Genomic DNA, 25,726 nt, shown 5'->3' with positions numbered 1-25,726 from the left:
AGCGCGCGGCTGCAACATTCCGGAAACAACGCGAGGAGAATACGACCATTCGCAGACCTTTTAAGACCGATGCGCCCGTGAAGGACGGCCCGCGCTCGAACCGTGAAATCCGCATTCCCAAAGTTCAGCTGATCGCGGCTGACGGACAGAATATGGGCATCGTGCCCACCGACCAGGCCTTGAGAATGGCAGAAGAAGCCGGCCTCGATCTTGTCGAAATTTCCCCCAATGCCGAACCGCCGGTGTGCAAGATCCTCGATCTGGGCAAGCTGAAATACGCCAACCAGAAGAAGGCCGCCGAGGCGCGCAAGAAGCAGAAGATCGTCGAAGTCAAAGAAATCAAGATGCGCCCGAACATCGACACCCATGATTATGAGGTGAAGATGAAGGCGATGGGCCGCTTCTTCGACGAGGGTGACAAGGTCAAGGTGACGCTGAAGTTCCGCGGCCGTGAAATGGCCCACCAGGAGCTCGGCATGAAGCTTCTGCAGCAGGTCAAGGCCGACACGCTTGAGATCGCCAAGGTCGAAGCCGAGCCCAAGCTCGAAGGCCGTCAGATGATGATGGTGCTGGCGCCGAAGTAAGCGCCAGACACCTTTTTGCCCAAGGCCGTCCGCAAGGGCGGCTTTTGTGCTTTCGGCCATCGCGATTTTGGGCTGGCGAAGATTCCTCCGCGGCCCCGTTGCACTTTCATGACGCTGCGGTTATAAGCGCGCGTCCGAACTGACCGGCAGGGCATGCCGTGGCAGTTTCGAATGCTTGCGGAACGGTTCGTCGCCGAAGCCGCAGATCAACAACAAACGCTCCCGCACCTTGTTGCGACGGCCGGAGAACCGGACTTCGCGAGAGGGCTTTTTTGATGAAGCGCGCAGGGAGGACAGAAGGAGTAGCAAAATGCCCAAGATGAAGACGAAGTCCTCTGCCAAGAAGCGGTTCAAGATCACCGCGACGGGCAAGGTCAAGGCTGCCGCTGCCGGCAAGCGCCATGGCATGATCAAGCGTACCAACAAGTTCATTCGCGATGCACGTGGCACGATGGTTCTTGCAGAACCGGATGGCCGCAAGGTTATCAAGAATTACCTGCCGAACGGTCTCTGAGACTCGTCCGCGAACGCTAGATTTAAGGAGATCATGATATGGCACGTGTAAAAAGAGGCGTCACCTCTCACGCCAAGCACAAGAAGGTTCTGAAGGCCGCCAAGGGCTTTTACGGCCGCCGCAAGAATACCATCCGCGCCGCCAAGGCCGCTGTCGACCGGTCGAAGCAGTACGCTTACCGCGACCGCAAGGTCAACAAGCGCAACTTCCGCGCGCTCTGGATCCAGCGCATCAACGCTGCTGTCCGCGAATTCGGCCTGACCTATGGCCGCTTCATCGACGGCCTGAACAAGGCTGGCATCGAAGTCGACCGCAAGGTTCTCTCCGACATGGCGATCCACGAGCCGGAAGCATTCGGCGCGCTCGTCAATGCCGCCAAGAAGGCCCTTGAATACCTCAAGGAAACCGGTACGGCCAACGAGTTTGAAGGCGCGGTTCGTTAACCAGCGCTTCCCAAGCTTGACGCTTTTTGACTTTTTGGGAAACCCGCGCTGGTTTGGGCTAGCGCGGGTTTTTCTTTCTTTTATATCCCTTGCGCCGGTCGGCGCCGCCTGCCTCCCGATCCCCGCCTGATACTGGACGGAAAGAAGTGACAATGTCAGATATCGACCAGCTCAACTCATCGCTGCTCGCGGAAATCGCCGCCGCCAATGACGAGGCCGCCCTGGAAGCCGTGCGCGTCTCCGCTCTCGGCAAGAAGGGCTCGGTCTCGGAACTCCTGAAGACGCTCGGCGCGATGACGCCGGAGGAGCGCCAGACCCGGGGTGCTGCGATCAACGCCCTGAAGAATGCGGTGACGGATGCCGTCGCCGAACGCAAGTCGGTGCTGAAAATGGCGGCGGTCAACGCCCGCCTGAAGGCCGAAACCGTCGATGTCAGCCTGCCGGTGCGCTCCTCACCGGCCGAGCGCGGCCGCATCCATCCGATCAGCCAGATCGTCGACGAGATCACCGCGATCTTCGCTGACATGGGTTTCTCGATCGCCGAAGGCCCCGATATCGAGACCGATTATTACAATTTCACCGCGCTGAATTTTCCCGAAGGCCATCCGGCCCGCGAGATGCACGACACTTTCTTCTTCAATCCTGACGAAAACGGTGAGCGCAAGGTGCTGCGCACGCACACCTCGCCGGTGCAGGTGCGCACCATGGAATCGCAGAAGCCGCCGATCCGCATCATCATTCCCGGCAAGACCTATCGCCAGGACAGCGATGCCACGCATTCGCCGATGTTCCACCAGGTCGAGGGCCTGGTCATCGACAAGAAGGCCAATGTCGCCAATATCCGCTGGGTGCTCGAGGAGTTCTGCAAGACCTTCTTCGAGGTCGACAGCGTGACGATGCGCTTCCGCCCATCCTTCTTCCCCTTCACCGAGCCCTCCTTCGAGGTCGATATCCAGTGCGATCGCTCCGGCCCGATCGTCAAGTTCGGCGAAGGCACCGATTGGATGGAGATCCTCGGCTGCGGTATGGTTCACCCGAACGTGCTGCGTTATGGCGGCCTCGATCCGGACGAGTATCAGGGCTTTGCCTGGGGCATGGGCCTCGACCGCATCGCCATGCTGAAATACGGCATGCCCGACCTGCGCGACTTCTTCAATGCCGACGTCCGCTGGATGACGCATTACGGCTTCCGCCCGCTCGACATGCCGACGCTGTTCGGCGGCCTCAGCGCTTGAACGGAGAATTGAGACGATGAAATTCACGCTCTCCTGGCTGAAAGAGCATCTGGAAACGGATGCCACGCTCGATGAAATCTGCACCCGCCTGACCGAGATCGGGCTGGAGGTGGAGGATGTCGACGACAAGGCAGCATTCAAGCCCTTCGTCATCGCAAGAGTTGTCTCGGCGGAAAAACATCCGCAGGCCGATCGCCTGAAGGTGCTGATGGTCGACACCGGCGCCGGTGCGCCGGTCCAGGTCGTCTGCGGCGCCCCGAATGCGCGCGCCGGCCTCGTCGGTGCCTTCGCCGCACCCGGAACCTATGTTCCTGGTATCGACGCGACACTTGCCGTCGGCAATATCCGCGGCGTCGAAAGCCGCGGCATGATGTGCTCCGAAAAAGAGCTGCAGATCTCCGACAGTCACGACGGCATCATCGATCTGCCCGAGGATGCGCCGGTCGGCCAGAGCTACGCCGCCTATGCTCACCTCGATGATCCCGTTATCGAGATCAATTTGACGCCGAACCGGCCGGACTGCACCTCGATCCACGGCATTGCCCGCGATCTCGCCGCTTCAGGTCTCGGCACGCTGAAGACACGGGGCGCGCCGAGCTTCTCCGTCGAAGGCGAAACGCCGGTCAAGCTGACGCTAGATCTCGACGATCCCAAGCTCTGCCCCGGCTTTTCGCTCCGCCTCGTGCGCGGCGTCAGGAACGGCCCGAGCCCGCGCTGGCTGCAGCAGCGGCTGACCGCCATCGGGCTGCGCCCCATCAATGCGCTGGTCGATATCACCAATTACATGACCTTCGATCAGGGCCGGCCGATGCACGTCTTCGACGCCGCCAAGGTCACGGGCAATCTCACCGTTCGCCGCGCCAGGGAAGGCGAGACCGTGCTCGCGCTCGACCAGCGCGAATACAAGCTTGGTCCGAACAACGTCGTCATCGCCGATGAAGATGGCATCGAATCGATCGGCGGCATCATGGGCGGCGAACATTCCGGATGCGACGAGAACACCGTCGACGTGCTGATCGAATCGGCCCTCTGGGACCCGATGAACATCGCCAAATCGGGCCGCAGCCTGGGTATTATCACCGATGCCCGCTACCGTTTCGAGCGCGGCGTCGATCCGGAATATATGGTTCCCGGTCTCGAACGCACGACGGAACTGGTGCTTGAGCTCTGCGGCGGCGCGGCCGCGAGGGCCGAGGTCGTCGGATACAAGGGCTATGAGCCGAAGGTCGTCGATTTCCCCTATTCGGAGGTCAAGCGCCTGACCGGCCTGGAAGTCTCGACGGAGGAAAGCAACTCGATCCTCGCCCGCCTCGGCTTCACGGTTTCCGGCTCCGGCGAACGCGTTTCCGTCTCCGTACCCTCGTGGCGCCCCGATGTCGACGGCAAGGCCGATCTCGTCGAGGAGGTCATGCGCATCCACGGCGTCGACAAGATTAAGCCGGCGCCGCTCGAAAGCCATGCCGCCGTTAACGGCAGGATCCTGACGACGCTGCAGATCCGCACCCGCGCGGCCAAGCGCGCGCTTGCCTCGCGCGGCATGCTGGAGGCCGTCACCTGGTCCTTCATTCCGGAAGATCAGGCAAAGCTCTTCGGCGGCGGTTCCGCCGCCCTGAAGCTCGCCAATCCGATTGCCGCCGAAATGTCGGATATGCGCCCCTCGCTGCTGCCGGGCCTGCTGACGGCTGCTCAGCGCAATGCCGACAAAGGCTATGGCGACGTGGCGATCTTCGAAGTCTCGGGCACCTATGAGAACGACAGGCCGGACGGTCAGCGCCGCGTTGCCGGCGGCATCCGCCGCGGCACCGCCTCGCTCGCCGGCGGAGGCCGCATGTGGTCGAATGCAGTGAAGGGCGGCGGCAAACCGGTCGACGTCTTCGACGCCAAGGCCGATGCGCTCGCCGTCATCGAAGCCTGCGGCTTGCCGATGGGCAATATCCAGATCGAGCAGGGCGGCCCGGAATGGTATCATCCCGGCCGCTCCGGCACGATCAAGATGGGGCCGAAGGTGGTGCTCGGTTACTTCGGTGAATTCCACCCACTGACGCTGGAAGCGCTCGATGTCTCCGGCGCCCTCTGTGGCTTCGAGGTCTATCTCGACGCGATGGCCGAGCCGAAGAAGAAGGCGACCCGCACCAAGCCGGCGCTGGAACTGTCACCCTTCCAGGCGGTCAAGCGGGACTTCGCCTTCGTCGTCGACAAGACGGTGGAATCGGGCGCCATCATCAAGGCTGCGACCGGGGCAGACCGCAAGCTCGTCACCGGCGTCAACGTCTTCGACATCTTCGAAGGTGCGTCTGTCGGCGACGGCAAGAAATCGGTGGCGATCGAGGTTCAGATCCAGCCGGTCGAGCGCACGCTGACGGATGAGGATTTCGAAGCGCTGACGCAGAAGATCGTCGCCAGTGTCGCGAAGTTCACCGGCGGCGTCCTCAGAAGCTGATCCCGCCAGTCTTCGCCAAACACAAAGAATCGGTCGTTGCGGCGGCCGATTCTTTCACGTGTGAAGATGGTAGAGCTTGCTGACGATCACCCATCGGCCGTCGATCTTCAGCAATGAGAGATAGTCGGTAAAGCGCATTCCGGCGAAATCGTCGGTAACCTTGACGCTCGCTGCCTCACCCTCGACGTCGACGCTTTGTATGTCCATGAAGGGCTGCGTGCCGGGCGGCGCCGGCTCCTCCGCCAGGATCGCGGCGATGAATTCGTCCCGCGTCAGCCATTCGACGGCATTCTGGTAGTAGCCGATGATCGAGCTTTGCGGGTGAAAGGCCTTCTTCAAGGCTGCCGCATTGGCGAAGGCCATGCCTTCGACATAGAGATGAACCGTCTGTTCGACTGCTTGCTTGTCCGACATGTTTTCATCCCGTTCTCCGAGATGGCGTTAGATAGTTTCGCCGGCGGCGAAGGCAAGCCCGGCCGGCTGCATCAGGCCGGGCTTCTTCGATTACAGATTCGTCATCGCAAGCGAGGCGTCCGAATAGCGTTTTCCCGCCACCTGTGCGGTGGGGATCGCTTCGCCGAGTTGCCGGAGCTCTGCTGGGCTGAGCGTGATATCGGCAGCGGCGGCGTTCTGTTCGAGATGGTGAAGCTTGCGGGCGCCGGGGATCGGCACGATGTCGTCGCCCTGGCTTAGCACCCAGGCCAGCGCCAGCTGCGCGGCCGTGACGCCCTTCTCGGCGGCAAGCTCTTCGAGCGCTGCGACGAGTGCGGCGTTGGCATCGAAATTTTCCGCCTGGAAACGCGGCACCTGCCGGCGGAAATCGTCGGCGGCGAGATCGTCGGCCTTGCGGATCGCTCCCGTCAGGAAACCGCGGCCGAGCGGGCTGTAGGGCACGAAGCCGATGCCGAGTTCACGGCAGGTGGCAAGCACGTCCTCTTCGGGATCGCGAGTCCAGAGCGAATATTCGCTCTGCAGCGCTGCGATCGGATGGACCGCATGCGCCCGGCGGATGGTGGCGCTGCCGGCTTCCGAAAGGCCGAGCGCACGGACTTTGCCTTCCCTCACCAATTCGGCCATGACGCCGACTGTTTCCTCGATCGGCACGTTGGGGTCGACCCGGTGCTGGTAGAGCAGGTCGATGGTCTCGATGCCGAGACGTTTCAGCGAAGCCTCGGCAACCGCCCTGACATGTTCGGGGCGGCTGTCGACGCCGGCGATGGCGGCAGCGCCCGCCTTACTGGTATCGATCTTGAAGCCGAATTTGGTGGCGATCACCACGCGGTCGCGAAACGGCTTCAGCGCTTTTCCCAGGAGGACCTCGTTGGTGAAAGGACCGTAGACTTCGGCGGTGTCGAAGAAGGTGACGCCGAGATCGACGGCGCGGTTGAGTGTCCGGATCGATTCCGCTTCATCGCTGGCGCCATAGGCAAAGCTCATGCCCATGCAGCCAAGGCCGACGGCTGAGACGGTGAGATCGTTTCCGAGTTTCCGGGTGTTCATGATGCGCTCCTTATTCTGAGCTGAATGTGAACCGCTGAGGATATCGTTGCGGTACGGGCAGATGATATCGGCGGTACATCGATCAGAAAATGCATGCAGTTTCTAACGGCCTGTTCTATAATTTCGATCAATGAACAGAACTCAGCTCTCGCAACTCGCCGTTCTCGCCGCCGTTTCCGAGCATCGCAGCTTTCGTGCAGCGGCCAGGGACCTCCTCGTCGCGCCGTCGGCCATCAGCCATGCGATCTCGAGCCTTGAGGAAAGCCTGGGCGTCAGACTGCTGGCGCGCACCACCCGCAGCGTCGCGCCGACGGAGGAGGGCCGCCTGCTCCTCGAAAGGCTCCGCCCGGCGCTGGAGGAGATCGATGTTGCCTTGGAGGCCGTCAGAGATACGCGCGGCAAGCCCGCGGGAAATCTGCGCATCACCGCGCCGCGCTTCGCCTCCGATATTTTGCTCGCCCCGCGCCTCGGCGATTTTCTCAATCTTTACCCAGACATCACTCTGGAGATCGCCAATGAGGACGGTTTCACCGATATTGTCAGGGAGGGTTTCGACGCCGGCATCCGGCTGGAGGAGAGCCTCGAGGCCGATATGATCGCCGTCAGGATCTCGCCCAAGCTGACGACTGTCATCGCGGCCTCGCCGGATTATTTCGAGCGCTACCCGAAGCCGGAGCATCCGCGCGATCTTGTTTATCACCGCTGCATCAAGCGGCGCTTCACCAACGGCTCCATCTATCGCTGGGAATTCGAAAAGGACGGTCAGGAACTGATCGTTGCAGTCGATGGGCCGCTTGTTGTCAGCGAAGACCGGCTGGCCCTGCTTGCGGCGCTGAACGGTGCCGGCCTCGCCTATCTCTTCGATATGCGGGTTCATGCCGAACTGGCAGCCGGCAGACTGGTGCGGGTGCTGAAGGATTGGTGCGCGCCCTATCCCGGCCCATTCGTCTATTATCCGAGCCGTCGGCAGATGCGGCCGGCGCTGCGCGCCTTCATAGACTTCTTCAAATATGCGGGGGACGGATAAGGGTGGCCGGTCGATATGACGGCCACCCTTTCCATATGGGTCAGGCGGCCTTCGCCTTCTGGTTCGCCGCGGTGGTGGCGAGCTGCGAGAGTTTCTTGTCGGTGGCCGTCTCTTCCTGCAGCGTCTGATCGAGCAGGCTGACGACATCCTTGAGGCCGAGCGTTGCAGCCCAGGTTTTCAGCGTACCGTACCGGGCGATTTCATAGTGTTCGACGGACTGCGCGGCCGAAATCAGACCGGCATCCAGCGCCGGCGTGCCCTTGAATTCTTCCATGATCTCTTCGCCCTCGGCGATAATGCCCTGGATCGCCTCGCAGGTCTTGCCCTGGGCGCGCTTGCCGATCTTTTCGAACACCTGCTGCAGGCGCTCGACCTGGGCTTCGGTTTCCTCGAGATGCTTCTGGAAGCCCGCCTTCACGTCGGAGGACTGGGCGGCCCGCGCCATCTTCGGCAGGGCGCGCAATATCTGCCGCTCGGCGAAGTAAATATCCTTGAGCGTGTCGTAGAAGAGATCTTCCAACGTCTTTTCCTTGGCCATTTTCTCGATCCTTGTTTTGGGAAAGGCCGCGAACGCGGCGACACATTAAGAAGCAAGGATTGCGCAAATTGTTCCCGAGCGATTTCGGGTGGACTGGAAATCTTCGCCGGGCAATCATCCCGCCGTTGATGTCGGGAGGAAAAATGATGCGGAAGCCGGGTTCGATGAAAGGTCTGGAGGATCTGGGCCGCGTGCGGCTGTCGCAAAACTTCTTCTTCCGCGATTTCCTGCATTCCGAAATCGCCGATTTCTACCGCATCCCCAACATTCCCGAGGATCCCGACCTGGCGATCGAGGCGGGAGGCGGCTTTGCGAGGAATTGCTGGAGCCGCTGGAGGCAACCTTCGGGCGCCTGCACATTCGCTCCGGCTATCGCTCGCCTGATGTCAACAGGTTCGGCAACGAGAACAAGCTGAACTGCTCGACCAATGCCGCCACTGCTGCCCATCACATCTGGGATATCAGGGATTTCGACGGCTGCATGGGCGCCGCCGCCTGCATCGCCGTGCCGTGGATGATCGACCGCTATCGCGATGAAAGCGATTGGCAGCGGCTCGCCTGGTGGATCCACGACCACCTGACTTATGCATCGCTCTGCTTCTTCCCCAAGCTCTGGGCCTTCAATATCCAGTGGCACGAACGGCCGAAGCGGATCATCCAGAGCTATGTCAGCCCGCGCGGCATCCTCACCAAGCCGGGCATGGCGAACTGGGAGGGCGATCATGGCGCTTTCTACGAGGGATTTCCCGCGCTCAGAAGCTGATACGATAGCGGATGTGGCCGTCGCTCTCGACATAGCTGTCATAGAGCGCCCGGGCGGTCTTGTTGTTTTCGCTCGTATGCCAATAAAGCCGCGACCAGCCCTTCGCCTTGCCGAGCGCGACGAGATCGTCCATCAACGCCCGGCCGACGCCCTTGCCGCGCGCCTCGGGATCGACGAACAGGTCTTCGAGATAGCAGTCCCTGCCGCGAATCCACGTGCCCTCATGGGTGAGATAGAGCGCAAAGCCCATGATCCTGCCGTCGATCTCGGCGACGCGCATGGCGATCGCCGAGGCCGGATCGAAGACCCGTCGCCAGGTCTGGTCGGTGATATCGGCATCGACGGTCACCTGGTAAAAGGCGAGATAGGCCGCCCAGAGTTGGCGCCAGCGGGTTTCGTCTTCGGGGCGGGCATCGCGTATCGTCATGGTCATCGTCCTATTCTCTCAGCGGCTTCGTCGAGCAACGCCATCGCGTCATCGGAAAGCGAAAGGGTCGCCGCTTTCACCAGGCTTCCGAGCTGCGAAAGGCTGGTGGCGCTGGCGATCGGCGCCGTCACACCCTTCTTGCGCAAGAGCCAGGCAAGCGAGATTTCCGCGGGCTTGGCGCCGGTCTCGGCAGACACCTTGTCGAGCGCGGCGAGAATGCGCAGGCCCTTTTCGTCGAGATATTGCGAAACCCGGCCCTCGCGGGCGCGGCCCTGGGTATCGGCCTTGCTGCGGTATTTGCCGGTGAGGAAGCCGGCGGCGAGGCTGAAATAGGTGATGACACCGATATCTTCCTTGACGCAAAGCTCGGCGAGCGGCCCCTCGAAGCTCGCACGTGCGTAGAGATTATATTCCGGCTGCAGCACGTCGTAACGCGGCAGACCGGCCTTTTCGGCAGCGTCGAAGGAAGCCTCCAGCTGCTCCGCATCATAATTCGAGCAGCCGATGGCGCGGATCTTGCCCTGCGCTTTCAGCTTGGCATAGGCGCCGAGCGTTTCCTCGTGCGGCGTATCGGCGTCCGGCCAGTGCGAGAGATAGAGGTCGATGTAGTCGGTCTGCAGCCGGCCGAGCGACGCTTCGACCGCCTTCACAATATAGCTCGCCTTCAACGTCTTTCCCTGACCCATGTCCGAACCGACCTTGGTGATGATGACGGCCTTGTCGCGCGAAATCCTCGCCTGCTCCAGCCAGCGCCCGATGATCTCCTCGGAATCGCCGCCCTTGTTGCCGGGAGCCCAGGCGGAATAGACATCCGCCGTATCGATCGCATTCAGGCCCGCATCGAAAAAGGCGTCGAGAATGGCGAAGGATGTTTTCTCGTCGGCCGTCCAGCCGAAGACATTGCCGCCGATGACAATCGGCGCGACCGAAAGACCTGTTTTTCCAAGCCGGCGCATTTCCATGACGCTCTCCAAAATCGTTAGGTGAGTGAAATCGCGGATACGGCAGAACGCCGCCTGAGGTAAAGTAGCGCGATCCCGGCATCCGGGAAACCAAACTTCCGTGATTTCATGTCGCACCATTGCGCCGCAGCCAACCCCTGAATATGGTTCGCGGACATCAGTTCCGGGAGGTTTGGACATGCTGCGTTTCGGTATCATTTCGACGGCGAAGATCGGTCGCGACAATGTCGTTCCCGCCATACAGGACGCGGAAAATTGTGTCGTCACGGCGATTGCGAGCCGGGATCTCGCGCGCGCAAGGGAGATGGCCGACCGCTTCTCTGTGCCGCATGCCTTCGGCTCCTATGAGGAAATGCTGGCCTCCGATGTCATCGAAGCCGTCTATATCCCGCTGCCGACCTCGCAGCATATCGAATGGTCGATCAAAGCAGCCGATGCCGGCAAGCATGTGCTCTGCGAAAAGCCCTTGGCGCTGAAGGCCGACGATATCGACGCGGTGATCGCCGCTCGCGACCGCAATAAGGTGGTGGTCACGGAAGCCTATATGATCACCTATTCGCCGGTCTGGCAGAAGGTGCGTTCGCTGATCGATGAGGGCGCGATCGGTTCGCTCCGGCATGTGCAGGGCGCCTTCACCTATTTCAACCGCGATCCCGACAATATGCGCAACGTTCCCGAGCTCGGCGGCGGCGGCCTTCCCGATATCGGCGTCTACCCCGTCATGAGCACGCGGTTCTCCACTGGCAAGGAGCCGCTCTGGGTCCAGGCGATCACCGAGCGCGATCCGGATTTCGGCACCGATATCTATTCGAGCGTCAAAGCCGACTTCGACGATTTCGAGCTGAGCTTCTATGTCTCGACGCAGATGGCCAACCGCCAGATCATGGTCTTCCACGGCACCGACGGTTACATCGAGGTCAAGTCGCCGTTCAACGCCAATCGCTGGGGGCCGGAAGAGATCGAACTTGCCGATCGCAGCCACAATGAATCGCGCATCTTCCGCTTCCAGGACAATCGCCAGTACAGGCGCGAAGTCGAGGCTTTCGCTCGGGCGGTAAAGAACGGCAAGGAAGAGATCGTCACGCTCGAAAATTCGAAGCTGAACCAGAAGGTGATCGATGCGATCTATCGCGCCAGCGAGAAGGACGGCTGGGAGGCGGTCTGATGATCACGCGCGGAAGACGAAGCGCGAATAGCCGAAGAAGCTGAAGACCATCGCGGCGACGCTGGCAACCACCATCGCCGCAAGCGGTTGGAGCCCGGGCAGCGAAAGCAGCAGCGCGGAATAAAGTCCGTAATTGACGAGCGCCGCCGTGACGCCGACCGAGCCGTAGCGGAAGCCTTCGGCGGCCAGCGAGCGGCCGGAGCGATCGAAGGTGAAGTTCCGGTTGAAAGCCCAGGTCGCCGCCATTGCGAGGGCGATCGCAATCAGCCGCGCCAGGAAGGGCCCGAGCGGCGTCAGATCGAGGAGCGCCGACAGCACACCTGCATCGACGAGAAAGCCGATGCCGCCGGCAATCGCGAAACGGATGAGCTTCTTCACGCTGCATTCGCCTTGCCGCGGCCGGCGCGGAGCGCTGGCGCTGGCTCGCGATCAGGCAGCTTGGCTGCACTTGGCGTTTCCAGGCTCATATAGTGGATACGCAGCTGCTCGGCGCGGGCGCGGGCGACCGAATCCAGGATGACGCCGGCGGTGAACAGCATGAAGGAGATCATCATCAGCGCCGTCGACAGAACCCAGGTCGGCATGCGGCTGACGAGACCCGTCTCGAAATATTCCGCCAGCACCGGCGTCATGAAGCCGAGGCTCGCCAGCATGAAGAGACCGCTGATCGCGCTGAAGAAGGCGAAGGGCCGGGTTTCTTTCATCAGCATCGCAAACATCCAGAGGATCTTGGCGCCGTCGCGGAACGTCGAAAGCTTGGAGTGCGAGCCTTCCGGTCGGCGGCCATAATCCAGTTCAAGTTCGCTGACCGGCAGCTTCAGCCGCGAGGCATGCACAGACATCTCGGTTTCGATCTCGAAGCCGCCTGATACGGCCGGGAAGCTCTTGACGAAACGGCGCGAAAAGGCGCGGTAGCCGGAAAAGATATCGGTGAAATCAGGACCGAAGATCGTCCGGTAGAGCAGGTTGAAAAGCCGGTTGCCGAGCGCGTGGCCCTGACGGCCGGCATCGGCATGCACGCCGCGCCGGGTTCCGACAACCATGTCGGCGCGCTCGGTCAGAAGCGTGCGCACCAGCTCCTCGGCATCGCCTGGCGCATAAGTTCCGTCGCCGTCCGCGATGATGTAGATGTCGGCCTCGATGTCGGCGAACATCCGGCGCACCACATGACCCTTGCCCTGCCGCCGCTCGCGCACGACATGCGCGCCGGCCAGCATCGCCTGCAGCGCGGTTCCGTCGGTGGAATTATTGTCGTAAACGTGGATCGCGGCATCCGGCAGCGTTGCCCGGAAGCCCTGCACCACAGAGCCGATCGTCGCGGCTTCATTATAACAGGGAAGCAGGACGGCAATGTTCGGGTGGTGGGTACGCGATCGGGCCATGACTCTACTCGTTACACTGACAGCCGCCACCAGCCTAAATCATGCAGCGTTAATAAGACCCTATGACGCAGGCAAAATCGGCCGCGCCGGCAGCCGGCTTTACACTTTCTTGATCGGCGGCGGCTAAGGTTCGGCCATCCGGAAACGAACCGCTAACCACGATGAACGCCGTACAGCCGATCACCAACACATCATCCGCGACCGATATCCCGAGCGGCGGCATCCGCGGCCTGCTGATGCGTCTGTGGCCGACCGTCATCGCCTATAGCGTCATTCTTGCCGCCGTCATCGTCGCCACCAGGCTCTATGGCGCTGCCGATTACGTCGGCCCCGACAATGACGATGGCATGCGCCTCGTCGAGGTGCGCGATTTTCTCGCCGGCCAGGGCTGGTTCGATCTGATGCAATATCGTCTCGGCCTCAATGGCGGCACGCTGATGCACTGGTCGCGGTTGATCGACCTGCCGATCGCTTCGCTGATCTGGTTCTTCGGTCTGTTTGCGCCGCGTGAGACGGCCGAGGCGATCGCGCTCGGCATCTGGCCCGTATCGCTCATCCTGCCCGCCATGCTCGCCATGGCCGTTGCCGGCCGGCGCATCGGCGGCGTTGCCGGCATGCATATCAGTCTCGGGCTGACCGCGCTCACGATCTATACTGGAAACCGGTTCGCGCCGGGCGCCATCGATCATCACAATGCGCAACTGGCGCTGGTCGCGACAATGACAGCGATGCTGCTGGATCCGAAGCGTCGCGGCTGGAGCTATGCAGTTGCCGGCATTGCGGCCGCCATCGCCATCGCCATCGGCGCCGAGACGACGCCCTTCGTTGCCGCCGTCTGCCTGACGGTCGCCGTTCTCTGGGCATGGGAGGGCAAGGATTTCGCCGTCGCCGCCCAGTCCTTCGGGCTTGCGCTGGCGCTGATGATCAGCATCCTCTTCTTCGCAACGGTGCCGCCGCGGCTCTATTCGATGGTCACCTGCGACAATCTCTCGCTCGGCTATTACAGCCTGGCGGCTATCGGCGGCGGGCTTCTGCTGTTTTGCGTGGTGTTTGCGAGCGGACTCACCAGGCCGCTGCGCTTTGCGGCGCTCGCCGTCGTCGGCGCCGGCGTCCTCGGTTCGACTGTCTTGATCGCGCCGCAGTGCCTGAGCGATCCGCTGGCCGGTCTCGATCCCATGCTGGTCGAACTCTGGCTGCGGAATGTTTCCGAGGCGAAGTCGATCGTAGCTTTGGCGCGCAGCGAAGCTTTCGATATCGGCGCCTTCTATGCGGCCGGTCTTTTCGGCATTGTCGTCTGTATCTTCCGCATCGTTCGGCGCGACCGCGTGCAAATTCACCTCGTTCTGCTGTTCCTGCTTGCCATAAGCTGGGCGATCGCGCTCGTCCAGGTGCGCGGCTCGACCTTCTCGAATCTCATCTCCATCCTGCCGCTTGCCCTGCTGATCATCGATATCAGGCGCATCTCCAACAGTGACAGCGAAAATATCGCCGTTGCCTTCGTCTATGTGGTGACGGTGCTTGCAGGTGTCCCCGCCGCCTGGGCCGTCGGCGGTGGGCTCATCTCGCTGCAGATGCAGAATGAGGCGCAGAAGAAGGCGTCGGAACCGGCAAAGGAAAAGGCCTGTGCATCGAGAGAGGCACTGGCGCCGCTTGCCGGGCTTCCTGTCGGCCTCGTCTCCGCGCCATCGGAAATGGGCGTCGCAATTCTCCGATTTACGCAAAACCGGGTTCTTTCGGCCCCCTATCACCGCAATCAGGGCGGCATGCTGACGGAGTTGCATATCGGCATGGCTGAGCCGCAGGAGGCGGAAGCTTTTCTGAAGGGGGCAGGCGTCACGACGCTTGCCTTCTGCCCTGGTGATCCGCAGACACGGCAGCTCGCGAAACTGAAGCCGGACGGCCTCTATGCGCAGCTCGGCAAAGGAAATATTCCGCCCTATCTGGAGCCGGTTTCGAAAGCGGCGGATGCGGCTGTGCAGTTCTTTCGCTATCGGCCGGCGACGAATTGACGCCGGCGATCATCGTGATGGCAAATCGTTAGAGCCTTTCCTGGTTAGATTGAAGCATTCTGTTGGCTCAAACGGAGTTGGATGGTCGACCGGCCGGCGCGCGTCGTAGCCCAGCTCTACGGCCAAGCCGGCCGGTCGATCAGCCGGCCCGTTTCAGCCAACCTGAAAGGCCGGGCATCTTTCCGCCAGGATCAGAGGCGATCGGCTCGGACGTACCAAGGGGTATGCCCATCGCCAATCGCCTCTGCCCTGACGAAAATCTGCTCCGGCAGAATGCTTCAAGCTAACCAGGAAAGGCTCTAATGGGAAACACGCGGCGCGCGAAAGCGTGCATGGGCATAGAGGCCGAGCACGTAAAGGATCAGGCCGCCATTGTAGCCGAGAATGGCATAGAGGAGGGCCAGGAGCGACACCGGCCCTGGCGAGGTTATCGCCGCCAGCGCGAAGGTGATTCCGATCAGCGCGGCGATCAATGCGATCGCTGCGGCCGAGCGCATTTGCGCGGCGCTGATGCCCAATGCTGCTGCTGTGAGAATAATCATTTCAGCACCTTCCCGAAGAGAACGAGGGGAAGCATAGGAAGCGCCACCTAACAAAGATTTACCGGTCATATCGGCCGAAAACCCTTTGCATTGCGGTGGTTAGCAATCCCTTTCGACTGAAACGCATAGTCTAACTAAGCGTTCCCCCGCGAAACAGATTTACTCGATTTTGTTGCGTTTTTTTTGCGCACAACGACCGCCTGTGGAAGGGACGTAGATCAGCGCCCGCCCTGCGGAGTCTTTTCACCACCAGCTCGACTGCCGGGGGAAACCGGCCTTGGCGCGATCGCGACCTTCCTGTTTGCCGCCGATCGACATAGAAAGAAGAGATGAGCAACCTCTTCGACAGCGATTCGCCGACCAACCTTGCCGAATATTCGGTTTCGGAGCTTTCCGGCTCGATCAAGCGTACCGTCGAAACGGCCTTCGATCAGGTTCGCGTGCGTGGTGAAATATCCGGCTATCGTGGGCCGCACTCCTCGGGCCATGCCTATTTCGCGCTGAAGGACGATCGCGCCCGCATCGACGCCGTCATCTGGAAGACCACCTTTTCGCGGCTGAAGTTCCGTCCGGAAGAGGGCATGGAGGTGATCGCCACCGGCAAGGTCACCACCTTTCCGGGCTCTTCGAAATATCAGATCGTCATCGAGACGCTGGAGCCGGCCGGCGCCGGCGCGCTGATGGCGCTGATCGAGGAGCGCAAACGCAAGCTCGGTGCCGAGGGCCTGTTCGATGCCGCCCGCAAGAAGCGGCTGCCCTTTATGCCCAAGGTGATCGGCGTCGTCACCTCGCCGACCGGCGCCGTGATCCGCGATATCCTGCACCGGATCTCCGACCGATTTCCAGTGCATGTCCTCGTCTGGCCGGTGAAGGTTCAGGGCGAGGGGTCAGGCGAGGAGGTGGCCAACGCCATCCGCGGCTTCAATGGGCTGGAGCCGGCGGGCGCCGTCCCACGCCCTGATGTGCTGATCGTCGCGCGCGGCGGCGGCAGCCTGGAAGATCTCTGGAGTTTCAACGATGAGATCGTCGTGCGCGCGGCGGCCGAAAGCCGGATCCCGCTGATCTCGGCCGTCGGTCACGAAACCGATTGGACGCTGATCGATTATGCCGCCGATGTCCGCGCCCCGACGCCGACCGGAGCGGCGGAAATGGCCGTGCCCGTCAAGGCGGAGCTCGACGCGCAGCTTGCGGCCCTTGCTGCCCGCCTGCAAGGCTGCATGAGCCGGCAGATGGATCAGCGCCGCCAGTCCGTCCGTGGTTTGATGCGGGCATTGCCCTCGCTCGACCAGCTTCTCGCCTTGCCGCGCCGTCGTTTCGACGAGGCGGCGGCCGGCCTTGGCCGCGGGCTCGAACTCAACACCGTCAACAAGCGCCGCGGCTTCGAGCGTGTCGCGGCGCATCTGCGCCCTGATGTTCTGTCCAATCGTATCGCCGAGCGGCGGCAGAGGCTGAATGAGCGGATGGTGCGGGCCGAGCGTATGGTCGAGCGGCTGATCGACCGTTCGACATCGCGCGTCCAGCGCGCTGAGGCGATCCTTGCCTCGCTGCCGGCACGGTTGAAGACGCAAACCGACCGCTCCCGCGAGCGTCTCGGCAATCTTTCGCGCCATGCCGACACGGCAATTCGCCACCAGTTAACGCGTGCCCGGGCCGAGCTTTCCGCACAGGATCGGGTGCTGCAGTCGCTTTCCTATAAGAATGTGCTGAAGCGCGGTTACGCCGTCATCCGCGACGAGGAGGACAGGCCGGTCTCGCAGGCGGCAGGTCTTTCGGCCGGCGCTGCGGTCTCTATCGAATTCGCCGACGGCCGCATCGGCGCCGTCACTACCGAAGGCGGCATGCCGCCCGCCAACGCCAAGAAGCGCAGCGCAAAGCCGGCGGAGCCGACGAAACAGGGAAGTCTGTTCTGACGATGCAGATCCTGTTGGTGCTTGCCCATCCGCTGCCGGAAAGTTTTGCCGCCTCGGTGGCGCGCACGGCTCGCGAAGCCTTGGAAGGCTCCGGCCATATCGTCGATCTGCTTGACCTCTACGCCGAGGATTTCGATCCGCGCCTGTCCGAGGCCGAGCGCCGCACGTATTTCGACACGCCCTACGATACGTCGGCCGTCGCCGATATCGTTGCCCGGCTGCAGTCGGCCGACGGTCTCATCCTCGTCTTTCCGCAGTGGTGGTTCAATTTCCCGGCCATTCTGAAGGGGTTCTTCGATCGCATCTTCGCGCCAGGTGTGGCCTTCACGCATGATGCCGCCGGCGGCCGCATCGTGCCTGAGCTCACCAATATCAGGCTGCTTTATGCGCTGACGACGACGGGCTCGCCCTGGTGGCTGGTTCATCTCTATATGGGCAACCCCGTCCGCCGCCTGCTGAAGCGGGGCATTGCCAACTTCTGTTCGAAGAAGCTCGTCTTCCGCATGCTGAACCTGCACGACATGGACCGCGCCACGGCAGCCAGGCGCAAGGCGCATCTGGAGCGCGTCCGCAAGGCGCTCGCCGCCATCTGATTATTCGAAATCCGACAGAAACTTCTTGAGCAGTCGGTCGAACGCCGCCTTGTCCTCGGCAGTCAGATTGCGCGTCAGCCGCTGCTGGTTGGCGACATGGGCGCCGACTGCCTCTTCGACGGTCGTGAACCCCTTATCCGTCAGTGCGATCAACACGCTGCGCCTGTCGTCCGGATTGACGATGCGTTCGACGAAACCCGCCTTCTCCAACTGATCGATGCGGTTCGTCATCGTGCCGGAGCTGACCATCGTCATCTCCAGAAGTTCGCCGGGTGAGAGCCGATGAGGCGCGCCGGAGCGGCGAAGGGTGGCCAGCACGTCGAAGGACGAAGTGGAAAGCCCGTGCTTCAGCAGCACCGCCTCCACTTCGCGGCCGAGATGCGTGCCGAGGCGCTTCAGGCGTCCGAGGATGCCCATCGGCTCGACGTCGAGGTCCGGGCGCTCGCGCCGCCATTGCGCCAGGATTCTGTCGACGTGATCTTGCTTGTCTTCATCCATTCCACATCGATAACAGTAGATATCTTGACGTCAAGATAAAATACGCTATTCTAAATTTATCTTGATATAGAGATTCTTGAGATGAAGACAAATCCTCGATATTTGACCGATGTGCTGATGACCGCGCTCGCACCCGCTATCTGGGGCAGCACCTATATCGTCACCACCTCCTTCCTTCCGGCAGGATATCCGCTGACAGTCGCGATGCTGAGAGCCCTGCCGGCCGGGCTGCTGCTTCTGCTCCTGGTAAGGAAGCTGCCTTTCGGCATCTGGTGGGGAAGGGCCTTCATTCTCGGCGCGCTGAACTTCTCGTTCTTCTGGGCGATGCTCTTCGTCTCGGCCTACAGGCTCCCGGGCGGCGTTGCCGCAACGGTCGGCGCGGTGCAGCCGCTGATCGTCATCGCCCTGTCGCGGTTTTTCCTCGGCAAGCCGGTTCGGCCGCTGGCCGTGCTGGCCGGTCTTGCCGGCATGGCCGGCGTCGGATTGCTGGTATTGACGCCGAAGGCGGCGCTTGATCCCGTCGGGATCGCTGCCGGTCTCGCCGGCGCCGTCTCGATGGCCTTCGGCACGGTGCTGACGCGGCGCTGGGCGCCGCCGGTATCGAACCTCACCTTCACCGCCTGGCAACTGACGGCAGGTGGCATCCTGCTGGTGCCTGTTGCGCTTTTCCTCGAGCCGGCGCTGCCGGCACTCAGCGCCGCAAACATTGCCGGTATCGCCTATCTCGGCCTGATCGGCGCGGCCTTCACCTATCTGCTCTGGTTCCGCGGCCTGTCGCGCATCGAACCCTCGGCGGCCGCCTCGCTCGGCTTTCTGAGCCCTGTCGTGGCGACCCTGCTCGGCTGGCTGGCGCTCGGCCAGAGCCTGGCGCCGGCGCAGGTCGCCGGCTTCGCCCTGGTGCTCGCCGGCGTCTGGCTCAGTCAGCGCGCGACGATGCCGGTCAGGCCCACTCGCCCTGCCGCATCACCGCAACCCGCGAACCATCCGGCCTGAGGCCGTCGATATCGACCTTGTCCGAGCCGATCATCCAGTCGATATGGATCAGGCTGGAATTGCCGCCCTGCGCCTTGATCTCCTCCTGGCTCAGCGTCGCGCCGTTCAGGAAGCACTTGGAATAGCACTGGCCGAGCGCGATATGGCAGGAGGCGTTTTCGTCGAACAGGGTATTGTAGAACAGGATGCCGCTCGCCGAGATCGGCGAGGAATGCGGCACCAGCGCCACTTCACCGAGCCGGCGCGCGCCCTCGTCGGTGTCGAGCACCTTGTTCAACACCTCTTCGCCGCGCGACGCCTTCGCCTCGACGATCCGCCCGCCCTCGAAGCGTACCTGGATATTGTCGATCAGCGTGCCCTGGTGCGACAGCGGCTTGGTGCTGGAAACATGGCCTTCGACGCGCAGCGCATGCGGCGTGGTGAACACCTCCTCGGTCGGAATGTTCGGATTGCAGGTGATGCCGTTCTTGGCGGTGGAGGCGCCGCCATGCCATTCATGCCCGTCGGCAAGGCCGACCGTCAGATCGGTGCCCGGCCCCTTGAAATGCAGCGACGCGAAGCGCTCGCCGTTCAGCCAGGCGGAGCGCTTGGCGAGATTGGCATTGTGTTCCGCCCAGGCGGCGATGGGATCGTCCACATCGACGCGCGAGGCAGCAAAGATCGCCCTGGCGAGCTTGGCGATCGCGATCGGCTCCGGATCGTCGGGAAAGACCACCTTGGCCCAGGACGGATTGGGATAGGAAACGATGTTCCAGTTGATGTCGAAATTCGAAATCTTCTCCAGCGCCGGCTTGTAGGCCGTCGAGGTGGCGCGATTGGCGCGGCCGACCTTGCCGGCATCCTGCTCGGACAGCAGCAACGGGTTGTCGCCGGCAACCGCAAGACGGGCCGCTCCATTGGCATAGGCCTTGGCCATGCCTTCATAGAGCCAGTCGGAGGCGCGGTCGAAGCTCTCGTCGCTGCCGTACTGATAGCGCGAAAGCGTCGTTTCCTCGTCGGAATAGAAGGCGCTCACCAATCCGGCGCCGGCCTGATAGGCCTGTTTGGTGATCAGGCGCACGAGCGGCAGCGCCACGACAGGCGCGGTGACGACCAGGTCCTGGCCTTTCTGCAGCTGAAGGCCGACCTTGACGGCGACTTCCGCAAGCTTCTCCAGCTTGACGGGATCAACGGCGTTCTGGCTTTGGGGCATGAAAGTCATGGTAAGACCTGCTTTCTGTCATCGATGGTGGAAAGCTGGAAGACTTAGACCCGTTTGCGGCGAAAATGAAGTGCCGCTGCCGAATTGAAGCGGCCGGTTATCTGTCCGGCCGCTTGCAAGGCCTTTACGCCGCGGCAGACTGCCTGAGCAGGATCGAGGAATGTCTTTCGAGGAATTCCATTAGCCGCTGCGGGTAATCAGGGCCGACAGCCGCCCGGATACTCGTCCGCGCGGAAAGAGCCTTGCGCCAGTGCTTCACCCGCTCCAACCCATCGAATATGCCGCTGTCGCCGAGCGTGTCGAAGAGGTCGAAATAACGAAAGACCGGCGCAAAGACGGCGTCGACGAGGCTGAAGCTGCTGCCCGCGAAATAAGGCCCGTCTGTCAGTGCGCTCTCGATCGTTGCGAATTTGGCGATGAGGGCTTTGCGCTTGGCTTCGAGCTGCAGCGCATCCTGCGCCGTTTCATAACCCCAGAGATCGGAAAGCACGGACGAGCCGAATTCCATCCAGCCGCGGCGGCGGGCGCGAGTGAGTGGATCGGCCGGATGCAGCGCGGCGCCCGCCTGCGTTTCCTCCAGATATTCGCAGATGACGCTGCTTTCGAAGAGCACTGCCTCGCTCCCGTCCTCTTCCTCGATCCGCAGCAGCGGCACCTTGCCGAGCGGCGAAATTTTCAGGAACCAATCCGGTTTGTTGGCGAGATCGATGTTGATGCGCTCGAATGGCACGCCCTTTTCAAGAAGCGTGATCACGGCGCGCTGCACATAGGGGCAGAGATGGTGGCTGATGAGGGTAAGCCTGCTCATGGAAATCTCTCCTGGTCACAATCCATGCAAATGCATCTAATATCGCTTGCGGTGGAATTCAAGATAGATGTAATTGCATTTATGTCAGAAAATATGCCGAAACCGAGCGAAGCCACCACCCGTGCCTGGACCAGCATCATGCGCGCCCGCGAGCGCTTGCTTGCCGCCATCGAAGCTGAGCTGAAAGCGGCCGGTATGCCGCCGCTTGCCTGGTATGACGTGCTGTGGGAACTGGCGCGCGCCGGTGATGGCAGGCTGCGCCCCTATGAGATCGAAGAGCGGACTTTGCTTGCCCAGTATAATCTTTCCCGTCTTATCGACCGGCTGGAAGGAGAGGGGCTCGTCCGGCGCGAAGTCTTCGCCGAGGATGGACGCGGTCGCTGGGTTGTCATCACCGAAGCCGGCCGGCAGCTCCGCGAACGCATGTGGTTGGTCTATGCCAGATCGATCGAGAGCCATATCGGTTGCAGGCTCACCGAAAGCGAGGCAGAGAGCATCTCCGCCTTGCTCGCGCGCTTCCTGTGATCAAGCGATCAATGGCGCGCTGACGGCCTTCAACACCGTCAGCGCCTCCTTCGGATCCAGCCGCACCTGCAGCCCGCGCTGCCCGCCATTGATATAGACGAGCGGCTCGGCAAGGGCGGTCTCCTCGATCGCCGTCGGCACGGTCTTCTTCTGGCCGAAGGGGCTTATGCCGCCGACATGATAGCCCGTCAGCCGCTCGGCATCGGCAGGCTTCATCATGTTGGCCGACTTGCCGCCAAAGGCGCTGGCGAGCTTCTTCATGCTGACTTCGCGGTCCGACGGCACCACGACGCAGACCGGCTTGCCGTCCAGCTCCGCCATCAGCGTCTTCAATACCCGATGCGGTGCTTCGTCCAAAGCCTCGGCCGCCTGGAGCCCGACGCGCTCGGCGCCGGGATCGTAATCATAGGTGTGGACGGTGAAGGCGATGCCGGCCTTGGAAAGAACCTGTGTCGCGCGTGTGGTCTTGGACATAAGACGCCTGTCAGCCGCCAAATGTGCTGGTGTAAATTTCCGGCTTGAAGCCGATTACCAGCTTGTCCTTCGCCTCCAGCACCGGGCGCTTGATCATCGACGGCTGGTCGAGCATCAGCGTGATGGCTTTCTCCCGGGTCAGGTTCTCGCGCTCGGCATCGGGCAGTTTGCGGAATGTCGTGCCGGCGCGGTTAAGCACCGTGTCGAGGCCGGCCTGGTCGATCCAGGCTTCGAGATGGGTGCGGTCGATGCCGAGCGCCTTGTAATCGTGAAATTCATAGGCGACGTCGTGGTCTTCCAGCCAGCTGCGGGCCTTCTTCATCGTGTCGCAATTCTTGATGCCATAGATGGTAACGGCCATGCCCGATCGATCTCCCTGTGATGGCAGCGGGATAGCATGCGCGAAGGCCGGCGCAAACGCCATGTGAGCTTTATTCCCGGCAGCGCCTCCTCAGCTCTCCAGCGTGCCGGCCTCGCGCGACGTCTTGCTGGGCCAGGCGCAGACGATCTTCATCAGGTCGCCGCGCCGCCGCACCAGCCGGTCCGACGTCCGCGTCAGGATCAGCCCGTCCTGCGGCGCCTGCACATCGATGCTGCCATCAACTTGCCCCGGCCGGGTGATGATCGTCGCCAGACGCTCGCCCTCCACAACCCTGTCGCCGATCGCGCGATGGAAGAGCACGGCGCCGCCTTCGGGAGCCCGGATGATCTCGACATTGTCGAGCGGCACGGCCGGGCCGGCAAACGCGGCCGGCGCCACCGGTTCGTCGCTGACGATCCCGCGTGATGTGAGGAAACGCCAGAGCCCGTCCGCATCCCGCTTCGCCAGCGCCGGATCGACATCGCGCTTGCCGCGCAGCTCGACCGTGACCGAAAGCTTGCCCAGCATGGACCGTCGTTCGCCGAGGATTTCATATTTCCATGCAAAGCCGACAGCCTCCTCGAAGGCGGAGCTTTCGCCATCCGAAAGCAGCACGGCTTCCATGTCGAGCGCGGCGGCGAGATCGGCCGCCTCCGGCCAGAAAGCCTCGTCGACATAGGCATATTGCAGGGATTCGTCGTCGCAATGCAGGTCGAGGACGAGATCGGCGCCGAGCGCCATATGCAGAAGCTGCCGCTTCAACCTGTCGGTAGCCGGGTAATCGTCGAGCTCTTCGATCAGCGTCGATCGATCGGCAATGGAGATCAGCGGGAAATCCCGGTTGAAATTGGTGCGCGAGCCAAGGTCGAAACGGCCCTGCAAATCACCGAAATGCGACTGCGCCGCACCGATCGGATTGGCCTGCGGCACGATGGTGATGCCGCCCAGGATGCCATCCTGGTCTTCCGCCCGCCGCAGCTGCTCGCAGAGGAAATGCAGCAGCGCCGTTCCCGGCAGTTCGCCGGCATGCAGTGCCGCCTGGATATAGATCTTCGGCGCCTTCGGATCGCGACCCTTGAAGCGCAGCACTGGCAGCCGCCATTCCGTTCCCGGCGTATCGCCCGGGATGATGATCTCTGAAACGTCCATGCTGTCGTGCTCCGCGTTTTGCCGACCCAACGGTTCGTCCAGCTTTATGCGTGCATATCCGGCAAGCGCAAGCCTCACCGGGCACGGTACCCTCAGCCGAGAAGCGGCCAGCGATCGATGATGTGGTATTCGGTTTTTCCGAGAACGCTGTGGATCAGCAGGAATTGGTTCATGGCCTGTCAGGTCGTCATGACCGCCTCGCGCTCCAAAAACGGGACGAAAGATACGCCGGCAAGGGAGGATATCAAGAACAAAAAAAGAACGAGATGCGCAAGAATCGGGTTGAAACAGCGACCGTCCCGTACGATTTTGGTGGTAATCGAAAAGGCGGAGGCTGTGTCATGGCCCACACGATACACCACTATCTCATCTTCGAAACCGCGGGTGGCTTCTGCGGCATTGCCTGGAGCGACGCCGGCATCGTCCGTTTCCAGCTGCCGACGAAAACCGCGGAGGCAACCGAGCGGCTCTTGCTGCGCCGTCTGCCCGATGGCTTGCCCGGTGCGCCGACGCCTGATGTGCTCGAGACCGTGGCGGCAGTGAAGCGCTACTTCCAGGGTGAGGAGACGGATTTCTCCGGCGTTGAACTCGATCTTGCCGGCCAGGATGCCTTTTTCAGGGAGGTTTATGTGGCAGCAAGGCGCATCGGCTGGGGCCGCACCTCCACCTACGGCGCGCTGGCGAAAGAGCTCGGCGCCGGGCCGGAAGCTGCCCGCGACGTCGGCCAGGCGATGGCAAAGAATCCCGTCGCGCTGATCATTCCCTGCCACCGGGTGCTGGCGGCCGGCGGCAAGATCGGCGGCTTCTCCGCTCCCGGCGGTTCGACGTCGAAGACCCGCATGCTGGAGCTCGAAGGCGTCAACCTCGCCCCGCCGCCGCCCGCCCAGCGGTCACTGGGGTTTTAGGCGGCGGGGGCAATTTCAATTGGATTTTGGCTGCTCAATGCGGGCTGGCCGTCGGCCGGATGATGATCTCGCTGACATCGACATCGTCAGGCTGGCTGACGGCATAAAGGATCGAATTGGCGATAGAATCGGGGCTGATCGTGATCGCCCTGAAGGCTTTCATGGCGTCGCGCGCGGTCGGGTCGGTGATCGTGTCGGCCAGTTCCGATGTCGTCGTGCCGGGAGAGATGACGGTCACGCGGATGCGATCGGTCTCTTGCCGCAGCCCGTCCGAGATTGCACGGACCGCGAATTTCGTCGCGCAATAGACGGCGGCCGTTGGCGAGACGCTGTGACCGCCGATCGAAGACAGGTTGATGATCTGCCCGGATCCCTGCGCCTTCATGATCGGCAGGGCTGCGGCGATGCCGTAGAGCACGCCCTTGATGTTGACGTCGACCATCCGGTCCCATTCATCGACCTTCAGGGCCTCGAGCGGCGAGAGCGGCATCAGGCCGGCATTGTTGACGATGACATCAAGCCGGCCGAACTCGGATCTGGCAAAGCCTGCGAAGGCCTCGACCTCGGAGCGGTCGGTGACGTCAAGCTTTCGCAGCCGTACCGTTCCGCCCCTGGCTTCGATGTCGCCGGCGAGCCTCTCCAGGCGCTCAATGCGGCGGGCGCCGATCACGATGTGGGCGCCCGCCGCAGCCAGCACCTTTGCAGCAGCCTCGCCGATGCCGCTGCTGGCGCCGGTGATGGCAATGACTTTTCCTTCGATGTTCGACATTTCAAGCTC

At 62.2% G+C, this 25,726-nt stretch carries 28 protein-coding genes and 2 pseudogenes; 14 read left to right on the top strand and 16 right to left on the bottom strand.

From position 1 onward, the window contains the following. Positions 1–47: 47 nt before the first annotated feature. From infC to pheT, 5 genes are all read left to right on the top strand, one after another. Positions 48–584: a translation initiation factor IF-3 gene (gene infC / locus MHI61_RS22405; protein ID WP_082928759.1), complete on the top strand. Its 537-nt coding sequence runs from the start codon at positions 48–50 to the stop codon at positions 582–584. A 310-nt stretch (positions 585–894) separates the two neighbouring features. After that, positions 895–1,098: a 50S ribosomal protein L35 gene (gene rpmI / locus MHI61_RS22400; RefSeq protein WP_003570998.1), complete on the top strand. Its 204-nt coding sequence runs from the start codon at positions 895–897 to the stop codon at positions 1,096–1,098. 38 nt (positions 1,099–1,136) lie between these two features. Beyond that, positions 1,137–1,541, top strand: a complete 405-nt coding sequence (gene rplT / locus MHI61_RS22395) for a 50S ribosomal protein L20 (protein ID WP_064681475.1) — start codon at positions 1,137–1,139, stop codon at positions 1,539–1,541. Positions 1,542–1,693: 152 nt separating this feature from the next. Beyond that, positions 1,694–2,776, top strand: a complete 1,083-nt coding sequence (gene pheS, locus MHI61_RS22390; protein ID WP_239790581.1) for a phenylalanine--tRNA ligase subunit alpha — start codon at positions 1,694–1,696, stop codon at positions 2,774–2,776. A 16-nt stretch (positions 2,777–2,792) separates the two neighbouring features. Further along, positions 2,793–5,216, top strand: a complete 2,424-nt coding sequence (gene pheT / locus MHI61_RS22385; RefSeq protein WP_239790579.1) for a phenylalanine--tRNA ligase subunit beta — start codon at positions 2,793–2,795, stop codon at positions 5,214–5,216. A 54-nt stretch (positions 5,217–5,270) separates the two neighbouring features. Here pheT and MHI61_RS22380 read toward each other — a convergent pair whose 3' ends face one another. Both MHI61_RS22380 and MHI61_RS22375 read right to left on the bottom strand, forming a co-directional pair. Continuing rightward, the gene (locus MHI61_RS22380; RefSeq protein ID WP_239790578.1) at positions 5,271–5,630 is read right to left on the bottom strand and encodes a nuclear transport factor 2 family protein; all 360 of its coding nucleotides are present in this window, start codon (positions 5,628–5,630) and stop codon (positions 5,271–5,273) included. A 90-nt stretch (positions 5,631–5,720) separates the two neighbouring features. Then, entirely contained in the window at positions 5,721–6,716 is a 996-nt protein-coding gene (locus MHI61_RS22375) for an aldo/keto reductase (RefSeq protein ID WP_239790577.1), read from the bottom strand. Positions 6,717–6,846: 130 nt separating this feature from the next. Between MHI61_RS22375 and MHI61_RS22370 the strand changes: the two genes are divergently transcribed. After that, the gene (locus tag MHI61_RS22370) at positions 6,847–7,743 is read left to right on the top strand and encodes a LysR family transcriptional regulator (protein WP_239790576.1); all 897 of its coding nucleotides are present in this window, start codon (positions 6,847–6,849) and stop codon (positions 7,741–7,743) included. A gap of 40 nt (positions 7,744–7,783) precedes the next feature. On the opposite strand, the gene MHI61_RS22365 is transcribed toward MHI61_RS22370, so the two are convergent. Next, entirely contained in the window at positions 7,784–8,281 is a 498-nt protein-coding gene (locus MHI61_RS22365; protein WP_097666946.1) for a ferritin-like domain-containing protein, read from the bottom strand. Between the two features lie 146 nt (positions 8,282–8,427). Here MHI61_RS22365 and MHI61_RS22360 point away from each other — a divergent pair. Then, positions 8,428–9,044, top strand: a pseudogene (locus MHI61_RS22360) (hypothetical protein). Here the strand turns inward: MHI61_RS22360 and MHI61_RS22355 are convergent. Together MHI61_RS22355 and MHI61_RS22350 are read right to left on the bottom strand one after the other, a co-directional pair. Then, complete coding sequence (locus MHI61_RS22355; protein WP_222144896.1) at positions 9,034–9,477, bottom strand: GNAT family N-acetyltransferase; 444 nt, start codon at positions 9,475–9,477, stop codon at positions 9,034–9,036. The pseudogene MHI61_RS22360 and the gene MHI61_RS22355 sit on opposite strands and share 11 nt — an antisense overlap. After that, positions 9,474–10,433 (bottom strand): aldo/keto reductase, encoded by a 960-nt coding sequence (locus tag MHI61_RS22350; protein ID WP_239790575.1) that lies wholly within the window; start codon positions 10,431–10,433, stop codon positions 9,474–9,476. Before MHI61_RS22350 ends, MHI61_RS22355 begins: the two co-directional genes overlap by 4 nt. 178 nt (positions 10,434–10,611) lie before the next feature. Here MHI61_RS22350 and MHI61_RS22345 point away from each other — a divergent pair, with 178 nt between their 5' ends. Beyond that, positions 10,612–11,598, top strand: coding sequence for a Gfo/Idh/MocA family oxidoreductase (locus MHI61_RS22345; protein WP_239790574.1), 987 nt, complete (start codon positions 10,612–10,614; stop codon positions 11,596–11,598). A gap of 3 nt (positions 11,599–11,601) precedes the next feature. Here MHI61_RS22345 and MHI61_RS22340 read toward each other — a convergent pair whose 3' ends face one another. Next, entirely contained in the window at positions 11,602–11,976 is a 375-nt protein-coding gene (locus MHI61_RS22340) for a GtrA family protein (RefSeq protein WP_097666952.1), read from the bottom strand. Further along, positions 11,973–12,980, bottom strand: a complete 1,008-nt coding sequence (locus MHI61_RS22335) for a glycosyltransferase (RefSeq protein WP_239790573.1) — start codon at positions 12,978–12,980, stop codon at positions 11,973–11,975. Before MHI61_RS22335 ends, MHI61_RS22340 begins: the two co-directional genes overlap by 4 nt. A gap of 161 nt (positions 12,981–13,141) precedes the next feature. Between MHI61_RS22335 and MHI61_RS22330 the strand changes: the two genes are divergently transcribed. Then, positions 13,142–14,989, top strand: coding sequence for a hypothetical protein (locus MHI61_RS22330; protein WP_239790572.1), 1,848 nt, complete (start codon positions 13,142–13,144; stop codon positions 14,987–14,989). A 299-nt stretch (positions 14,990–15,288) separates the two neighbouring features. Here MHI61_RS22330 and MHI61_RS22325 read toward each other — a convergent pair whose 3' ends face one another. Next, the gene (locus tag MHI61_RS22325) at positions 15,289–15,531 is read right to left on the bottom strand and encodes a hypothetical protein (RefSeq protein ID WP_038686303.1); all 243 of its coding nucleotides are present in this window, start codon (positions 15,529–15,531) and stop codon (positions 15,289–15,291) included. A 329-nt stretch (positions 15,532–15,860) separates the two neighbouring features. Here MHI61_RS22325 and xseA point away from each other — a divergent pair, with 329 nt between their 5' ends. After that, the gene (gene xseA, locus MHI61_RS22320; RefSeq protein WP_239790571.1) at positions 15,861–17,441 is read left to right on the top strand and encodes an exodeoxyribonuclease VII large subunit; all 1,581 of its coding nucleotides are present in this window, start codon (positions 15,861–15,863) and stop codon (positions 17,439–17,441) included. Positions 17,442–17,443: 2 nt separating this feature from the next. Continuing rightward, on the top strand, positions 17,444–18,034 hold the full coding sequence (locus MHI61_RS22315) for an NAD(P)H-dependent oxidoreductase (RefSeq protein WP_239790570.1): 591 nt from the start codon (positions 17,444–17,446) through the stop codon (positions 18,032–18,034). Here the strand turns inward: MHI61_RS22315 and MHI61_RS22310 are convergent, their stop codons facing one another. Continuing rightward, a complete protein-coding gene (locus MHI61_RS22310) occupies positions 18,035–18,532 on the bottom strand; it encodes a MarR family transcriptional regulator (protein WP_097666960.1) in 498 nt (165 codons plus the stop codon). Positions 18,533–18,613: 81 nt separating this feature from the next. Between MHI61_RS22310 and MHI61_RS22305 the strand changes: the two genes are divergently transcribed. Then, positions 18,614–19,525 (top strand): EamA family transporter, encoded by a 912-nt coding sequence (locus tag MHI61_RS22305; RefSeq protein ID WP_239790569.1) that lies wholly within the window; start codon positions 18,614–18,616, stop codon positions 19,523–19,525. On the opposite strand, the gene MHI61_RS22300 is transcribed toward MHI61_RS22305, so the two are convergent. Together MHI61_RS22300 and MHI61_RS22295 are read right to left on the bottom strand one after the other, a co-directional pair. After that, positions 19,473–20,726, bottom strand: a complete 1,254-nt coding sequence (locus MHI61_RS22300) for an aminopeptidase (protein ID WP_239790567.1) — start codon at positions 20,724–20,726, stop codon at positions 19,473–19,475. The genes MHI61_RS22305 and MHI61_RS22300 overlap by 53 nt on opposite strands. Before the next feature lie 124 nt (positions 20,727–20,850). Further along, the gene (locus MHI61_RS22295) at positions 20,851–21,534 is read right to left on the bottom strand and encodes a glutathione S-transferase family protein (RefSeq protein WP_239790566.1); all 684 of its coding nucleotides are present in this window, start codon (positions 21,532–21,534) and stop codon (positions 20,851–20,853) included. A gap of 81 nt (positions 21,535–21,615) precedes the next feature. Between MHI61_RS22295 and MHI61_RS22290 the strand changes: the two genes are divergently transcribed. Next, entirely contained in the window at positions 21,616–22,059 is a 444-nt protein-coding gene (locus MHI61_RS22290) for a helix-turn-helix domain-containing protein (RefSeq protein WP_239790565.1), read from the top strand. Here the strand turns inward: MHI61_RS22290 and ybaK are convergent, their stop codons facing one another. From ybaK to MHI61_RS32820, 4 genes and pseudogenes are all read right to left on the bottom strand, one after another. After that, complete coding sequence (ybaK, locus tag MHI61_RS22285) at positions 22,060–22,533, bottom strand: Cys-tRNA(Pro) deacylase (RefSeq protein WP_239790564.1); 474 nt, start codon at positions 22,531–22,533, stop codon at positions 22,060–22,062. Between the two features lie 10 nt (positions 22,534–22,543). Beyond that, the gene (locus MHI61_RS22280) at positions 22,544–22,894 is read right to left on the bottom strand and encodes an ArsC family reductase (protein WP_239790563.1); all 351 of its coding nucleotides are present in this window, start codon (positions 22,892–22,894) and stop codon (positions 22,544–22,546) included. A 90-nt stretch (positions 22,895–22,984) separates the two neighbouring features. Continuing rightward, positions 22,985–24,043 (bottom strand): succinylglutamate desuccinylase/aspartoacylase family protein, encoded by a 1,059-nt coding sequence (locus MHI61_RS22275; RefSeq protein WP_239790562.1) that lies wholly within the window; start codon positions 24,041–24,043, stop codon positions 22,985–22,987. A 92-nt stretch (positions 24,044–24,135) separates the two neighbouring features. After that, positions 24,136–24,213, bottom strand: a pseudogene (locus MHI61_RS32820) (2'-5' RNA ligase); the annotation flags it as partial. 171 nt (positions 24,214–24,384) lie between these two features. On the opposite strand from MHI61_RS32820, the gene MHI61_RS22270 reads away from it, so the two are divergent. Next, entirely contained in the window at positions 24,385–24,948 is a 564-nt protein-coding gene (locus MHI61_RS22270) for a methylated-DNA--[protein]-cysteine S-methyltransferase (RefSeq protein ID WP_239790560.1), read from the top strand. A gap of 34 nt (positions 24,949–24,982) precedes the next feature. Here MHI61_RS22270 and MHI61_RS22265 read toward each other — a convergent pair whose 3' ends face one another. Beyond that, on the bottom strand, positions 24,983–25,717 hold the full coding sequence (locus tag MHI61_RS22265; protein ID WP_239792893.1) for an SDR family oxidoreductase: 735 nt from the start codon (positions 25,715–25,717) through the stop codon (positions 24,983–24,985). Between the last annotated feature and the right edge of the window lie 9 nt (positions 25,718–25,726).

This window comes from Rhizobium sp. K102 (assembly GCF_022385315.1).
Classification (GTDB): Bacteria; Pseudomonadota; Alphaproteobacteria; order Rhizobiales; family Rhizobiaceae; genus Rhizobium; species Rhizobium croatiense.
The sequence above is the reverse complement of the archived record's forward strand: the minus strand, read 5'-3'. Positions and strand labels throughout refer to the sequence as shown.